Source organism: Cupriavidus necator (genome assembly GCF_040578825.1).
GTDB lineage: Bacteria > Pseudomonadota > Gammaproteobacteria > Burkholderiales > Burkholderiaceae > Cupriavidus > Cupriavidus necator_E.
The window spans coordinates 1-14921 of sequence record NZ_JBEFLI010000019.1; the positions used below are offsets into that span (position 1 = coordinate 1).

General features: G+C 68.1%; 15 protein-coding genes. 4 read left to right on the forward strand and 11 right to left on the reverse strand.

Going from position 1 to position 14921, the window contains the following annotated elements; translation table 11 throughout:
• Positions 1 to 54: 54 nt before the first annotated feature.
• The 4 genes from AB1I47_RS11850 to AB1I47_RS11865 all read right to left on the reverse strand — a co-directional run bounded on the left by AB1I47_RS11850 (position 55) and on the right by AB1I47_RS11865 (position 6152).
• Positions 55 to 1296 (reverse strand): cyclopropane-fatty-acyl-phospholipid synthase family protein, encoded by a 1242-nt coding sequence (locus tag AB1I47_RS11850; protein WP_354683944.1) that lies wholly within the window; start codon positions 1294 to 1296, stop codon positions 55 to 57.
• Positions 1297 to 1510: 214 nt separating this feature from the next.
• Positions 1511 to 2149, reverse strand: coding sequence for a pyridoxamine 5'-phosphate oxidase (gene pdxH, locus AB1I47_RS11855; protein ID WP_354683945.1), 639 nt, complete (start codon positions 2147 to 2149; stop codon positions 1511 to 1513).
• 146 nt (positions 2150 to 2295) lie between these two features.
• Entirely contained in the window at positions 2296 to 3489 is a 1194-nt protein-coding gene (locus AB1I47_RS11860; RefSeq protein WP_354683946.1) for an MFS transporter, read from the reverse strand.
• A gap of 365 nt (positions 3490 to 3854) precedes the next feature.
• A complete protein-coding gene (locus AB1I47_RS11865; RefSeq protein ID WP_354683947.1) occupies positions 3855 to 6152 on the reverse strand; it encodes an AsmA family protein in 2298 nt (765 codons plus the stop codon).
• A gap of 213 nt (positions 6153 to 6365) precedes the next feature.
• Here AB1I47_RS11865 and tcdA point away from each other — a divergent pair, with 213 nt between their 5' ends.
• Positions 6366 to 7214: a tRNA cyclic N6-threonylcarbamoyladenosine(37) synthase TcdA gene (gene tcdA, locus AB1I47_RS11870; protein ID WP_354683948.1), complete on the forward strand. Its 849-nt coding sequence runs from the start codon at positions 6366 to 6368 to the stop codon at positions 7212 to 7214.
• 11 nt (positions 7215 to 7225) lie between these two features.
• Here the strand turns inward: tcdA and AB1I47_RS11875 are convergent, their stop codons facing one another.
• Positions 7226 to 7804 carry a P-loop nucleotide/nucleoside kinase family protein gene (locus tag AB1I47_RS11875; RefSeq protein ID WP_354683949.1) on the reverse strand — a complete coding sequence of 193 codons (579 nt, stop codon included), beginning with the start codon at positions 7802 to 7804 and terminating at the stop codon, positions 7226 to 7228.
• A 123-nt stretch (positions 7805 to 7927) separates the two neighbouring features.
• Between AB1I47_RS11875 and AB1I47_RS11880 the strand changes: the two genes are divergently transcribed.
• Positions 7928 to 8368, forward strand: a complete 441-nt coding sequence (locus tag AB1I47_RS11880; protein WP_354683950.1) for a bacteriohemerythrin — start codon at positions 7928 to 7930, stop codon at positions 8366 to 8368.
• 5 nt (positions 8369 to 8373) lie between these two features.
• Here AB1I47_RS11880 and AB1I47_RS11885 read toward each other — a convergent pair whose 3' ends face one another.
• Both AB1I47_RS11885 and trxA read right to left on the reverse strand, forming a co-directional pair.
• Positions 8374 to 8751: a cupin domain-containing protein gene (locus AB1I47_RS11885; RefSeq protein WP_354683951.1), complete on the reverse strand. Its 378-nt coding sequence runs from the start codon at positions 8749 to 8751 to the stop codon at positions 8374 to 8376.
• A gap of 81 nt (positions 8752 to 8832) precedes the next feature.
• Entirely contained in the window at positions 8833 to 9678 is an 846-nt protein-coding gene (gene trxA / locus AB1I47_RS11890; protein ID WP_354683952.1) for a thioredoxin, read from the reverse strand.
• A 224-nt stretch (positions 9679 to 9902) separates the two neighbouring features.
• On the opposite strand from trxA, the gene AB1I47_RS11895 reads away from it, so the two are divergent.
• Complete coding sequence (locus AB1I47_RS11895; RefSeq protein ID WP_354683953.1) at positions 9903 to 11609, forward strand: long-chain fatty acid--CoA ligase; 1707 nt, start codon at positions 9903 to 9905, stop codon at positions 11607 to 11609.
• Positions 11610 to 11754: 145 nt separating this feature from the next.
• On the opposite strand, the gene AB1I47_RS11900 is transcribed toward AB1I47_RS11895, so the two are convergent.
• Positions 11755 to 12555, reverse strand: coding sequence for an ankyrin repeat domain-containing protein (locus AB1I47_RS11900; protein ID WP_354683954.1), 801 nt, complete (start codon positions 12553 to 12555; stop codon positions 11755 to 11757).
• 17 nt (positions 12556 to 12572) lie between these two features.
• Positions 12573 to 13340, reverse strand: a complete 768-nt coding sequence (locus tag AB1I47_RS11905) for a gamma-glutamylcyclotransferase (protein ID WP_354683955.1) — start codon at positions 13338 to 13340, stop codon at positions 12573 to 12575.
• A gap of 256 nt (positions 13341 to 13596) precedes the next feature.
• Between AB1I47_RS11905 and AB1I47_RS11910 the strand changes: the two genes are divergently transcribed.
• The gene (locus AB1I47_RS11910) at positions 13597 to 13917 is read left to right on the forward strand and encodes a hypothetical protein (RefSeq protein ID WP_354683956.1); all 321 of its coding nucleotides are present in this window, start codon (positions 13597 to 13599) and stop codon (positions 13915 to 13917) included.
• A gap of 43 nt (positions 13918 to 13960) precedes the next feature.
• On the opposite strand, the gene AB1I47_RS11915 is transcribed toward AB1I47_RS11910, so the two are convergent.
• A complete protein-coding gene (locus AB1I47_RS11915; RefSeq protein ID WP_018008195.1) occupies positions 13961 to 14308 on the reverse strand; it encodes an FKBP-type peptidyl-prolyl cis-trans isomerase in 348 nt (115 codons plus the stop codon).
• 61 nt (positions 14309 to 14369) lie between these two features.
• Positions 14370 to 14918: a YaeQ family protein gene (locus AB1I47_RS11920; RefSeq protein ID WP_354683957.1), complete on the reverse strand. Its 549-nt coding sequence runs from the start codon at positions 14916 to 14918 to the stop codon at positions 14370 to 14372.
• Positions 14919 to 14921 lie beyond the last annotated feature (3 nt).

The window sequence follows — 14921 nt, forward strand, 5'->3', positions numbered from 1 at the left end:
GGCGGGCACAGGCAGCCCGCCAAACAGGTCTTCAGTCAATCGCGAATGCTGTCGTCAGTCGTTGTTGCCGATGGCATTGTCGTAGATATAGCGGCGCGACCACGGCAGCGTGTCCGCCGGCAGGCCGGCCTTGTGGCAGACCACCTGGTAGATCGACATCTTCTGGGTCTCGAACGCATGCGCGCAGCCGGCCAGGTAGACGCGCCAGATGCGGTATTTCTTCTCGCCGACCATGTTGCGGATGGTCTCGCCCTGCGCCTCGAAGTTGTCGGCCCAGTGGTGCAGCGTCTGCGCGTAATGGCGGCGCAGCAGCTCGACATCGAAGGCTTCGAGGCCGCCCTTCTGCATCGTGGTCAGCACCAGGCCGATATGCGGCAGCTCGCCCTGCGGGAACACGTAGCGGTCCATGAACTCCGAACCGTCCATCGGCCGCTTCCCGTTGTCGGGGTCGGGCGAGGTAATGCCGTGGTTGATCGCCACGCCGCCATCGGCCAGCAGCTCGCGGATGCGACCGAAGTAGCCGGGCAGGTTGTCCTTGCCCACATGCTCGAACATGCCGACGCTGGTGATGCGGTCGAAGGTGCCGGCGGTGTCGCGGTAGTCCTGCAGGCGTATCTCGATGCGGTCGGACAGGCCCGCGGCCCTGACGCGCTCGGTGGCCAGGTCGAACTGGTTCTGCGACAGCGTAATGCCCACGCAGCGCGCGCCGAACTTCTGCGCCGCGCGCAATACCAGCGCACCCCAGCCGCAGCCGATGTCGAGCAGCGTCTGCCCGGGCTGCAGCCGGATCTTGGTCAGGATATGGTCGATCTTCTTGAGCTGCGCGGTGGCCAGGTCTTCGTCGCCGTTCTCGAAATAGGCGCACGAGTAGACCATGTTGGGATCGAGCCAGAGCTTGTAGAAATCGTTGGAGACGTCGTAGTGGTACTGGATCGCCGCCTTGTCTTCCTGCTTGGTGTGCGAAAAATGGTGCGCCACTTTTGCCAGCGCGCCGCCGGCGCGGCGCGTCGCTGCGGCGGAGAAGCCGTAGGCGACCTTGATGATGTCGGCCAGCCTGCCGTCGAGGTCGATCTTTTCCTGCACGTAGGCTTCGCCCAGGTTGTCCAGGCTCGGCGTCATCAGCAGCGGCAGCGCCGCGGCCTCGCGCACGGTCAGCGTGACCTCCGGCTTGTCGAAGTGCCCGAGCGGGTATTCGGTGCCATTCCACAGGCGCAAGCTGACCGGCAGGTTGGCATTCTCACGCAGGTCAGCGATCCAGTTGTCGAGTTGCTTTTCCAGGGCTTGCTTGAAAAACATGCGCTTTACCTCCCGATGGTTGCGGCACACGCTTCGACCGACGCCTCGGGCATGGCTGGAACACACCGAGCCTTGCCCAGGTCCGCCGCGAGCTTGCAAAAAGTAGCCAAGCGACGCCTGTCTCACTTTAGTCGAATTCCGCAGCCCGTGCAGCGCACGCCGCAAGCCCCCGGGACAGGCCCGGTCGGGCACTGGGACGTCCGGCTATCCAGGCTCAGGGCGACAGCCGCACGATCTGCCAGATGCCACCGCGCTGCAGGCGATAGGCGATACGGTCGTGCAGGCGCGACGGGCGCCCCTGCCAGAATTCCATGGCGGTCGGCACCAGGCGGTAGCCGCCCCAGTAGGGCGGACGCGGCGGGTTTTCGCCGTACTTGCTGCGGTATTCCAGTTCGCGCTGCTCCAGCACGTCGCGGCCGGGCACTTCGCGGCTCTGTTCGGAAGCCCACGCACCCACGCGCGAGCCCAGCGGACGCGAGGCGAAATAGGCGTCGCTCTCGTCGTCGGTCACTTTCTCGACGTAGCCTTCGACGCGCACCTGGCGCTCAAGCTGTACCCAGTGGAACAGCAGCGCTGCGCGCGGGTTGGCCGCGAGATCGAGGCCCTTGCGGCTCTCGTAATTGGTGAAGAAGGTGAAGCCGCTGTCGTCGATGCCCTTGAGCAGCACGATGCGCGCCGAGGGCTGGCCGTCGGCGCTGACGGTGGCCAGCGTCATGGCATTGGGTTCGGGCAGCTTGGCCGTGACCGCTTCGTCGAACCAGCGTTTGAACTGGCTCATCGGGTCTGGGGCCACGTCGTTTTCGGACAGCGAGCCCAGGACATAGGAACGGCGAAGGTCGGCGAGTTGAGTCATGTCGCAGTTATCAGGAAATCGGTCGGGATGCGCGGTGCGCCCGGGGGCGGGGGCCGCAAGTCCGGCTGATTTGAGTATAGCGAATGCACCGGGGGGCGCATTTGTGCGCCGACAAGGCGTATCGACCGCGTCACCTCGGGCGTGGCTCACGCCGGCGGCGGCAGCACCTTGCGCCCGTGGCGCCGCGAGTAGTAGCCTGCCGCGCCCATCGCGCCCGCCATCGACAGGAAGATCGGCAGCATGCCCAGCGCCGTGCCGACCACGCCAAACGTCAGCGGCCACACCACCTGGCTGGTATTGAGCACCGCCGAGCGCAGCCCCAGCGCCTCGCCGGCACGGCCGTGCGGCGATTCCCGGTGCAGCAGGTTCATCACGTTAGGCTGCGCGCTGCCAAGTGCCAGCCCCAGCACGAAGGCCAGCCCGCACATCAGCCAGAAGTGCGCGACGAACGGGTAGACCAGGTAAGCCAGCGCGCCCACCAGCAGCGCGGCGCGGATGATTTTCCACTCCGACAGCCGGCGCGATATCAGCGGCATCGCCACACGGATGGCGAAGGTGGCGATGGCGAAGGCGCCCAGCACCCAGCCGATCGACGACGGCGACAGGCCGATGCGCGAACCCTGGATCGGGATCAGGAAGGCATGCAGGTCCCACGCCGCCGACAACACCGCGCTGGCGATGAACACCGCGCGCAGCTCGGGATGCTGCAGCAGGTCGAGCGTGGAATGGCCGCTGCCGTCCCCGACGGCAATGCGCCCGACATGGCCGCCATGCGCCGGCAACCGCGGGCGCACCCATTGCAGGCCGGCCTGGCCGACCAGCGCCACCGCCACCAGTACCAGGAAGGCGGGACGAAAGCCCGCATGCTCGATCACATAGCCCATCGCCACCGGACCCAGCGTGCCCGATACCGACAGCCCCAGCGCATGCCAGGTGTAGTTGCGCAGCCGCGTGTCGTTGGTGGAGACCATGCCGATCAGCAGCTGCATCGCCACCTGGACCAGCATGAAGCCCACGCCGATCAGCGCGCACGACACGTACAGCGCGCCGATGTCATGCCACAGCGCCGGCAGCAGCGTGCCCGCCACGACCATCAGCGAACCCGCGGTCATCGGCTTGCGCGGCCCGATCTGGTCGATGCGCTTGCCGGCGCGGATCGCCAGCAGCATCGGCAACACCGCATACAGCGACATCAGCACGCCGAGCGTGATGGTGGAAGCCTTGAGGGAAATCGCGAACAGCGACACCACGACGCGGCTGGCGTTGAAGGCCACGTGGTTGCACACCGTCAGCGCGATCAGCCAGGTGATCGGCGGGACGGCGGTGTGCGGCAGCGACATGGCGGGGGCGAGTGACGTCGTGGGGCCGCGCTCGCGGGCGGCCGGCGGCCGTGCGGAGGCGGGGGAATAAGCGCAGCCAACCGGCCGCAAAACAAGGGCGGCCGTGGCCGCGCCTTTCGAAGGATGCGTAACGGGAGAACCCACAGGGCGAACCCGCACCGCATCCAATGCTCGCCATTGCTTGAGATTCTTGTAAATGACCGTTTAATTATGCGCCTGCTATGGGCGCGGCACAACGGCAAAATGCGACAGGATGACGCAGGGGCGCAAGGTGTTGCGAATTTGCTTCAGTGGGTGGGGCGGCTTGTTATGCCACGCGATCAAAACCGACGTCGTTACCGCGCAGCGGGAACGACGGTAGTGGCTCACCCCCCTTTGTGCAACGCATCCTGCTCCGTGCGCGCCGGCGCACGCTGCTCGCCTGCGGGCTTGCCGGCCGGCGCCGCAGCTTCGCCCGGCGTGCCCGGCAGCGGCTGGCCGGCGTCCGCGCTGGTCGCCTTGGGATCCTTGTAGGTCTTGCCCGGCGGCGGCGCGGTCGGACGCTTGCGCAGCTCGGCCAGCAGCCTGGCGCATTCGGTGTTGTCGCTGCCCGGCGAGACGTCCAGCAGCGGCAGTACCGCCGTCGCCACCGGCGCCAGCAGCGCCAGCGACAGCGCGCCGCCGGCACGCAGCGCCAGCACGCCGATATCGGGGCTGACGCTCGGCTTCCTCATGGTGCCGCCCACATACAGCGGCGAGCGCAGCGAGAACACGCGCAGGCCCTTGGAGTCCGGATGGATGGTCAGCGCCAGCCGTTCGTCGCGCAGGTCGATGCCGCCGGTGGTCTCGATCACCGCGTCGTCCGTATCCAGCACGAAGGTGCGCGCCCGCGCGATGCCATTGCTGAAGGCAAAGTCGCTGACGCCGCAGTTGATCTGCACCGGCTTGTCGCCGAACAGCTTGGCCACCACCACGCTGCCCAGGTTCAGGCCGATGGTCTCCAGCAGCACCTTGCTGACCGTGCCGTTCTCCACCAGCAGCCGCGCCTCGCCGTTGGACGAGCCCATCAGCGCCGCCACCGAATTGCCGGTGGCCGACAGCTTGGCGCTGCCGTTGAGCTCGCCGATGCTGGCGCGCATCAGATCGACGGTGGGGAAGAGCTGCTTGAGCTTCATGCGCCGCGCCTTCATGTCGACCATCGCACCCATGGGGTTGCGCTTGCCGTCCAGCCGCACGGTCGATACCAGGTCGCCGCCGGCCACGCCGAAGTTCAGCGGGTCGAGCAGCAGCACGCCGTTCTCCAGCTTTACGTGCGTGACGAGGTCGCTGATCGGCAGCTCGGCGTCGCGGATGATGCGCTTGCCGGTGAAGCGCACGTCCGCGTCGATCTTGTCCCAGCGCTCGGTACGGAACGGCTTCACCGGCAGCACCTTCTCGGGCGGTTGCGCCACCGGGCTGTCCTTGGCCGGGCGCCCGGGCTCGGCGTCGGCGCCGATCAGCGGCGCCAGGTCGACGAAGCGGAGCTGGTTGGACACCACGTTGCCGGCCAGCAGCGGGCGCGGATCGCGCTTGGTGAAGGTGAGCGTGCCGGACACGTCGCTGCCGCCGACGCGGCCGGTGAACTTCTGGTACTCGTAGATCGAGCCTTCCTTGCGCAGCGTCGCCATCAGCCGGCCACGGGTCTGGTACGGCGGCGTGGACGGCAGCACCACGCCGGTCAGCGCATAGAGCTTGGCCATGCTGTCGCCGGCGAGCGTCAGGTGCACATCCACCGCGGCGAGGTGGGCGGGATTGGTCACCGTGCCTTCGATCGTCGCGCGCGTGGTGCCCACCCGCACGTCAGCCAGGATCGGGAACGGCACGTCGGTATTGCGCAGGCTCAGCACCGTGCCGGCCTTGCCGTTGGCGTTGATGGTGGCGTCGTTGTAGCGGCCGGTGGCTTTCCAGCGGATGCCGTAGCGGTCGTCCGGGCCCTTGGCGGTGGCCGCGGGGCCCGAGGCGCCGGGCGCCGAAGCCGCCGGCGCGGACGCGACGCCGGGCGCGCTGGCCGGGGGGCCTGGCTGCACCGCGGAGGCCTGGGGCTCGATCAGGGCGCCGTCGCGGGCCTTGTCATAGAGCGGGTTGTCGCCGATGGTGTCGAGTTCGGCCTGCAGCTCGATCTTCTTGAGCTGGTCAGACAGCGCCAGGTTGCCGCGCGCCAGCACCACCTCGCCGATATCCAGCTCCCATTCGGACGGGCCCTTCTTGGGGCCGAACTCAAGGGTCCAGTTGTTGCGGGCGTCCGGCAGGCGCTCCAGCCACACCGCCGGGCTGTCGACGACAATGGTGGGCACCGCGATCTGGTTCGCCAGCAGAGGTATCGGACGCAGCACGAAGATCAGTTCGCGCACGGTCGCCAGATTGGGCTGTTTGGCCCAGTCGGTATTGCCGATGGTGATGTCGCGCGCCGACAGCCGCGGCCATGGCACCAGCGTATGCCAGCCTTTCTCGCCTTCGCCGCGGCGCCAGGTCACGGTCAGGTCGCCGTTGATGGCGAAGGGGCGGCCGATGGCCTCGCTGACGCGGTCGTTGAGCCAGGGCTTGAGGCGGTTCCAGTCGAAGGTCAGGATCAGGATCACCAGCAGCGCAATCAGCGCGATGGGTGTCAGGACACTCCACAGAACGACCTTGCGGCGCACGGGCATGAGGCGGGCTCCTGTGTGGCGGGGACAGGTCCGGCGCGGCCCCCGGCGTGGACGCGGGGCGGCGAACGGAACACTGCACGTCTATTGTATAGTTGCGCGCTTGCCGACTTTGTCGGGGATTGGCTGACATCGCCGCCGGAGAATGCCGGATTTTTTGCGCCGGTCATGGCCGCGTCAGGCCCTCGCCAACCCCCCGCAACCCGATCCTCCAGCATGAACGATGCCGCACACGACCTGGCCGGCCTGCCCGAGCCGCTGACCCACGAAAGCCCGGCCGACGACGACTACCACCGCCGTTTCGGCGGGGTGGCGCGGCTCTACGGCGCCGCCGGGCTGGCGCGGCTGGAGGCGGCCCATGTATGCGTGGTCGGCATCGGCGGAGTGGGCAGCTGGGCGGCCGAGGCGCTGGCGCGCAACGCGGTCGGCCGCATCACGCTGATCGACCTGGACCATATCGCACTGTCCAACACCAACCGCCAGATCCACGCGCTGGGCGACGCCTACGGGCGCGCCAAGGTCGAGGCCATGGCCGAGCGCATCGTGGCCATCAACCCGCGCTGCCGGGTGACGCAGATCGATGACTTTGTCACCACGGAAAACGTGCCAGCGCTGCTCGGTGCCGGCTATGACTATGTGATCGACGCCATCGACGCGGTCCGCGTCAAGACGGAGATGCTGGGCTGGGCGCGGCGCCAGGGCGCGCCGGTGATCACCTGCGGCGGCGCCGGCGGCCAGCTCGATCCTACCCGCGTGCGCATCGACGACCTGGCGCGCACGATCCAGGACCCGCTGCTGTCCAAGGTGCGCGCTGCCCTGCGCAAGCAGTGGGGCTTTACCCGCGACCCGAAGAAGAAGTTCGGCATTGCCGCGGTCTATTCGGACGAGCCGCTGCAATACCCCGAGCCGGAGCAGCAGGCCTGCGAGATCGACGAGGCGCCGCCACCCGCCAGCCATGGCCCGCAGGGGCTGGCCTGCGCCGGCTTCGGCTCGTCGGTGGCGGTGACGGCGGTGTTCGGCTTCGTGGCGGCGTCGGCGGTAATCAGCGCGATCGCGCGCGGCTGAAGGCCTGCCGGTCAGGCGCTCAGCGCGCGCAGCAGGCCGTCGACCTCGGCATCGCCGGGGGCGAGATTGTCGAAGAAGATCAGTTCCGGGTATTCCGCCGCCGTCGGCATGAAGCGCCGCATGCGGTAGGCCTCCCAGTGCTGCAGCTTGTAGGCATCGTTGGGATTGCCGCGCCTGATGATGCGCGCATGCGCCTCGTCCTCCGGCAGGTAGACCCACACGATGCGCACCGTGGTGCCGTCGGCCACATGCAGCCAGTCCGGGTCGTTCAGCAGGTGGGCGCGCACCTCGCGCGACAGCGGGCCGATCACCAGCACGCTGATGCCGAGCATCAGGTTCTCGCGCGCGGTATCGAGCAGCCCCTGGTATTCCGGGTCGCGCAGGTTGTCCAGGTAGGCCGGGCTGTCGCGGTCGTTGGGATCGCCGGTGATCGCGGCCATCGCCGCGGCGCTGTAGCGGCCGTACAAGGTGTCCTTGTCGAGCAGGCAGAAGGGCTCGCCGGTGGCCTGCATCAGCGGGCCGGTCAGGCGGTGGGCGAGGGTGGTCTTGCCGGTGCCGGCATGGCCGCAGAAGAAGATCAGTCGTGGCATGAGGTCGTCAGGTTGCGGGCGGGGCGCATACCCCACAGCATAACGCCCGGCTTGCGCGGGATCAGACCGGTTCCTTGCCGATTGGGTATCCTTGCCGTTTTCCCATCTTTGCAGCCGACCCCCATGGACGCCAAAGACCAGCTTTCCTCCGCCGGCCTGCCCGATCACCTTCATCTGGGCGAGCCGGTCACCGACGCCACCCATGCCGAGTTCGTGCAACTTCTGGACGCCGGGGCCAGGGCCGATGACGCCGGCTTCCTGGCGGCGATGGACGAGTGGATCGACCATACCCGCCATCATTTCGCCCAGGAAGAACAGTGGATGGAGGCGATGGGCTTCGGCCCGCGCCATTGCCATGCGGGCGAGCACCAGCAGGTGCTGGCGGTGGCCGTCGCGGTGCGCGACAAGGTGCACACCGATGGCGAGTTCGGACTGGGCCGCCGGCTGGTGGCCGAGCTGTCAGGCTGGTTCGACCATCACGTCAAGTCGATGGACGCGATGATGGTCGGGCATATGCGCGAGAACGGCTTTACGCTGGTCGAAGGGCCGGCAACGACGGCCTGAGCGCTTTACAGCGGCCGCGCGGCGTCGCGGTCGATCACCACGAAATACTTGCGCACCGGCTCCAGCACCTGGAACAGCCCGGTAAAGCCGGCCGGGATCACGCAGGCGTCGCCGGGGCCGAAGTCGCTGGCCCGGCCGGCCTCGTCGCTGATGCGGATGCGGCCGCTGATCACGTGGAAGAACTCTTCCTTGCCGGCCGGGAAGGCAATGCGCCAAGCGCCCGGCTCGCACGCCCAGATGCCGCAATCGAAATCGCCATGCTGCGCGCTGTAGTGCGTCCAGGTGGTGCGCTCGGGGTTGCCTGACACCAGCCGGTCTTCGCGCGGGCGGTCGTGGGTCGGGGCGGGGTCGGTCTTGAAGTCGATCAGGCGGGGCGTGGACATGGCGACGGGTAAAAAATGGCAGGTATCTGAGCCTGCCAGTTTACCGCGCCATACACCGCGCCAGCGAACGCGCTCCGATGGTCAGTTCAGCGACGTGCTGAGCTGGCGGCGCCAGCGCGACACCACCTCGGGCCGGTCGGCCAGCATCTCGAAGACGGACAGCATGGTCTTGCGGCCGATATCGTCCTCGAAGCCGCGGTCGGTGCGCACGATCGCCAGCAGTTGCTCCAGCGCCGGCTCGTACTGCTGGCGCGCGATCAGCAGCCTGGCCAGGTCCAGCCGCGCCGCCAGGTCGCCCGGGTCGGCGGCGATGCGGCCGGTCAGCGTGGCCTCGTCGGGCAGGCCGGACAGGTTTTCCATCGCTTCGATGCGCGTGCGCAGCGCGGCGTAGGCGTCCTGCTGCGCGGCGCCCGGCGACAGCGCCTCGAATTGCTGCTTGGCGTCGTCTATGGCATTGCCGTCCAGCAGGAAGCCGATATAGGCCAGCCGCGCGGCATCGGTTTCAGGGTCGAGCGCAATGGCTTCGGCGAACTTGGCCCCGGCGCCGGCGCGATCGCCCTCGGCGGCGAGCTGCTGCGCATCGTACAGCGCCAGCTGGGCGGGCTTGGGGCTGAGCCGGCCAAGGAATTCGCGCAGCCCGGACTCGGGCAGCACGCCGATGAACTGGTCCACCGCCTGGCCTTCGGCGATCGCCACCACATGCGGGATGCTGCGCACGCCGAAATGGGCGGCCAGCTCCTGGTTCTCGTCGACATTGACCTTGACCAGCTTCCACTGGCCGCCGGCCTCGGCTTCCAGACGTTCCAGCATCGGGCCCAGCGTGCGGCAGGGGCCGCACCACGGCGCCCAGAAATCGACCAGCACGGGCGCATGGCGCGAGGCGTCGATCACTTCGGTTTCGAAATTCTGCAGGGTGACGTCGCTCATGGGGAGTCCTGGAAAGGGAAAGCGGCAGCAGCCTGGGACGGCTGCTGAGAGGGATAACCATACCCCTATTGTGAGGGCGAAGGCGCCGAATGCAACGCCGGCGCCAATACTCGCCCGGCGGCGTCCGGGAAAGTCTGCGGTTGAAAATAGAACGATCGTTCAGTTATAGTCCTTGACCATACCGACAGACCCGGTCCCCGAGACCGACGCACAGGAGACATTTCATGCAGACCCCCGCCCGCCCGCATTTCCAGTTCTGGCCGAAGCGCCTGCCGACCGCCATCGTGCTGCCGGAGACCTCGCTCTGGTACAACCTGGAAGTGTCGGCGCACCGCTATGCCGACAAGGCGGCGATCCGCTACTTCGGCAACGCCATCACCTTCCGTGAACTGGAGGCGCAGGCCACCGCGCTGGCGGGCTGGCTGCAGCAGCAGGCCGGCGTGAAGAAGGGCGAACGGGTGCTGCTGTACATGCAGAACTGCCCGCAGTTCATCGTCAGCTACTACGCCATCCTGCGCGCCGATGCCGTAGTGGTGCCGGTCAATCCGATGAACCGCGCCGAGGAATTCAAGCACTACGTCACCGACGCGCAGGCGCGCGTCGCGATCTGCACGGCGGACCTGGCCGCGGGCGTCGAACAGGCGGTGGCGGAACTGCCGCCGGCCGAACGCCTGCAGCACCTGCTGGTGACGCAGTACGCCGATGCGCTGCCGCCCGCGTACGCGCATCCGGAAGACGCGCCGCCGGCCTGGCTGACCACGCCGCATGCGCTGCCCGCCGGCGCCAGCGCGTGGACCGAGGCGCTGGGCGCCGGCCTGCAGCCGGGGCCGCACACCGCCGGCCCCGACGACATGGCGGTGATGCCGTACACGTCGGGCACCACCGGCTTTCCCAAGGGCTGTATCCATACGCACCGCTCGGTGATGCACAACATCGTCGGCGGCGCGACCTGGTCGGGCTCGGGCGCCGAGTCGGTGATCCTGTCGGTGCTGCCGCTGTTCCACGTCACCGGCATGCAGTACGGCATGAACGGGCCGATCTGCAGCGGCGCCACCGTGGTGATGCTGCCGCGCTGGGACCGCGAGGTGGCCGGCCGCCTGATCTCGCGCTACCAGGTCACGCACTGGACCAACATCCCGACCATGGTGATCGACTTCCTGGCCAGCCCCAACCTGGCGCAGTTCGACCTGACCAGCCTGCGCTATATCGGCGGCGGCGGCGCGGCCATGCCGCAGGCGGTGGCCGAGCGGCTGCGCGAGCAGTTCGGGCTCAGCTACCTGGAAGGCTACGGCCTGTCCGAGACCATGGCGCCCACGCACGGCAACCCGGCGGACCGGCCCAAGCTGCAGTGCCTGGGCATGCCGACCTTCAACACCGACGCGCGCGTGGTCGACCCCGTCACGCTGCAGGAGCTGCCGCCCAACGAGGTCGGCGAGATCATCGTCAGCGGCCCGCAAGTGTTCAAGGGCTACTGGGGCAAGGAAGACGCCACGCGCGACGCCTTTATCGAATTCGAGGGCAAGACCTTCTTCCGCACCGGCGACCTGGGCCGCATGGACGAGGAGGGCTACTTCTTTATCACCGACCGCCTCAAGCGCATGATCAATGCGTCGGGCTTCAAGGTCTGGCCGGCCGAGGTGGAGAACCTGCTGTACAAGCACCCCGACGTGCAGGAGGCCTGCATCATCGGCACGCGCGACCCGTACCGCGGCGAGACCGTCAAGGCGGTGGTGGTGCTGCGCGCGCATGCGAAGGGCAAGACCACGCCGGAAGCGATCATCGAGTGGGCCAGGGAGAATATGGCCGCGTACAAGTATCCGCGCGTGGTGGAGTTTGTGGATGCGCTGCCGAAGTCGGGGACGGGGAAGGTGATGTGGCGGCAGTTGCAGGAGAGTGAGAATGCGCGGGCGGGGGAGAAGCCGGCGGCTTAAAACGTAAAACGAAGCCAACGGTTTTGGGTGCGCCAAAGCCCGCCCGAACTAGCCTAAGCAAGCGCCGGGCCCTCACCCCAACCCTCTCCCGCACGCGGGAGAGGGAGCACACAATCGGCAAACGGGGCGCTTCAGACAGTGCCACTCAATGCCCCCGCACCCGCATCAGCATCTTCACCATCGTCTTATACCCCCGCTCCCGCGCATGCCGCGTCGGCGTCACGCCCTCGCGGTCGGCCAGGTTGGCATCCGCCCCGGCATCCAGCAGCAACTGCACCGTCTGCTCATAACGCTCGCTGCCATCGCCCAGGACTACCGCCTCCAGCAGCGCCGTCCAGCCCAGGTCGTTGACATGGTCGACCGCAACGCCAGCCTTCAGCAATAGCTTCACCACTTCCACATGCCCGTGCTGGCTGGCGACGATCAGCGAGGTGCCGTCATAGCGGTCGGTGCTGGCCAAGTCCGCGCCGTTGGCCAGCGCCAGCCGTACCACGTCGGCCTGGCCGGTGGCGGCCGCCAGCAGGAAGGGGCTGTTGGCGTCGGCGTCCTTGCGGTTGACATCGGCGCCGGCCACGATCAGCGTGCGCGCGACTTCGCTGTGCCGGCCCTGCACCGCGGCCAGCAGCGCGCAGCGTCCGCGTTCATCGGCGGCGCGCGCCGAAGCTCCCGCGGCCAGCAGCCGTGCCACCAGATCCTGGTCGCCCGCGCCGGCGGCGGTGATCAGGTTGCGGTCCAGTGTGCTGATGGCATCGTTGCGCGCCGGGTCGCGCGCGGTCGTGCCGCGCGGTGGACGCCCTGCCGGGGGCTGGCCGGCCCCGCCGCCGGGGCGCGCCGCCAGGGTCTGGCCGCCTTGCGCCGCCAGCAGTCCGCCGCCCATCAGCAAGCCCATCAACCCCAGCAGCTCATTGAGTGCCTGTCTGCGGGTGCGGGCGGCGGGGCGCGTCATGGCGGCAGCTCCTTGGCTCAGACGGTTTCGCGCCGGTTCGCCGGCAGCGGCGGCGGTGTGGCGTCATGGTCGCAAGCCGCCGTGGCCTGCGCCGCGCGTTCGGCGTCGGCGGCGTCGTCGGCCTGGAGCTGGCGCCACAGCCGTCCGAGGTAAGGATCGTCGACGCCATTGGTGGCCAGGCCCAGCAGGGTCTGCTGCAGGTATTCGCGCGCCGGGCCATAGAGGCCGGCGGCGTGGCGCAGGCGTTCGACCACGCAGTTGTCCGGCAGCCGTCCGGCATAGGCTTCGTGCGTCCGGTTCATGACGAAAGCGAGCGCGCGCTGTTCAGGGCCGTCATCGTCGGTGCGGATGCGCAGCCAGCGCGGGTGGTAGGCGCCGGTCAGCATCTCGCGGCGCCACAGCACGCGGAATTCCTGCTCGACCACATGGCTGGGAATGCGGAACACCATGCCGTGGCAGCAGCCGCCGCGGTCCAGCCCCAGCACCAGCCCGGGGTTGTCCCAGGTGCCGCGGTTAATGCGCGAGTAGAGGTAGAAGCCGCGGTGATAGCCGTGCACGGTGGCGCGGCGGCGCTCGGTGTGCACCACCATCGGGTTCCAGATCAGGGAGCCATAGCCGAAGACCCAGACGTCACCACCCAGCGCGGCATCCTCCGGCCGGCACGCCAGCGTATCGGAAAGGGACTGCTCCAGGACATGCTCGGGCAGCAGCGAGGACGCGACCGGCGAACTGCACAGCGACGTGCGCAGCCGGTCGGATTCGAGGTCCTGTCGCGTAATGGCCATGCTGCAAGCATAAATCAAAGCGGCGCCACGGGCAGGTGGGGTAAATGACATAAGTGCCAGTTTTTTCCCGGAATTGCCTGAGGCAACGGCGCAGGTGTGGGCGGCTGACAACGGTCGGCGCGGCGTGGCGCCGGTGCCACCCGGACATGCACGCCGGCGCATCCTTGTCCGGCATCAGAGCGCCGCGATTTACTGCCCCGGCCCGGCTGCCGTGTCCTTACAATGGGAGCCTCAATCCGACCAGGGGGAACCTGCGATGGCGCGTACGCTTACGGTGGTGTTCGGCAGTGGCAAGGAATTTGAATTCACGATCGGCACGGACGAGCTCGCCGCGGTCAGCGAGGATGCCGCGTGGCGCTGGTTCGACCATGAGTACACCGAGCTGGACTGCCAGGCATCGAGCCCGGTCGGCAAGGTGCTGGTGATCGACAAGATCCTGAATGTCGCCAAGTTTTCCGGGGAAGCCCGCTTCTCCGGCGATCCTGCCTGGGCGCAGGACTATGCGCGCCATGCGGCGCGTCTGCTGGACCGCGACAAGGTCCGCGTGGATGTCGGCAACGCCGCCATCGGGTTCTAGCGATTCAATGGTCGTCCCCGCGCAGGCGGGGACGACCCGGTTCTTATACCGCCAGCAATTCCACTTCAAACAGCAGCGTCGCGTTCGGCGGGATCACGCCGCCGGCGCCGCGCGCACCGTAGCCAAGGTCGGCCGGGATCACCAGGCGGCGCACGCCGCCGACCTTCATGCCTTGCACGCCTTCGTCCCAGCCGCGGATCACATGGCCGGCGCCCAGCGGGAACACGAACGGGTCGTTGCGGTCCTTGCTCGAGTCGAACTTGCGGCCGGCCTGGCCGTTCTCGTACAGCCAGCCGGTGTAGTGCACGGTGACGTGCTTGCCGGCGGTGGCTTCGGCGCCGGAGCCGACGGTGGTGTCTTCGTATTGCAGGCCAGAGGGCGTGGTTTGCATGGCGTATTTCCTTCCGATGGGAAAAGACGGGTGGGAGGAGAATGCAGCGCGCAGGCTGCGTTCAGGCTTGGGCGCGCTGGAGCACGTCCAGCGTCAGTTGCACGTTGCGGTCATCGTCTGCGACCCAGATATCGCCGTCCTGGATCGTCACCGACAGGCGCATCGCGCGCTGCGCGAGCGCGGCCAGCGCATCGACCGCTTCCGTCGGGACATTGTAGACGGTCACGTTGCGCAGCTTGCCGGCCTTGCCCGCCATGCCCTTCCACCATTCGCGCGCGCTGGGCCCGTTGTAGGTGTAGACAGTGACGCGTTCGGCGCGGGCGGCGGCGCGCTTCAGGCGCGCTTCATCGGGCTGGCCCAGTTCGATCCAGTGGGCGATGTCGCCGGTCAGGCGCTTGTCCCAGAGGTCGGGCTCGTCAGGCTCGTCCAGGCCGCGGGTGAAGGCCAGCGTTTCGGTGGCTTCGCAGGCAAAGGCCAGCAGGCGCACCATCATGCGCGCGTCGTTCTCGGAAGGATGCTGGGCGATGGTCAGGCTGTGGCTGCCGTAGTAGGGCCGGTCCATGTCGGACACGGCCAGCTCGGCTTTGAAGATGGTGGATTTGAGCGCCATGGA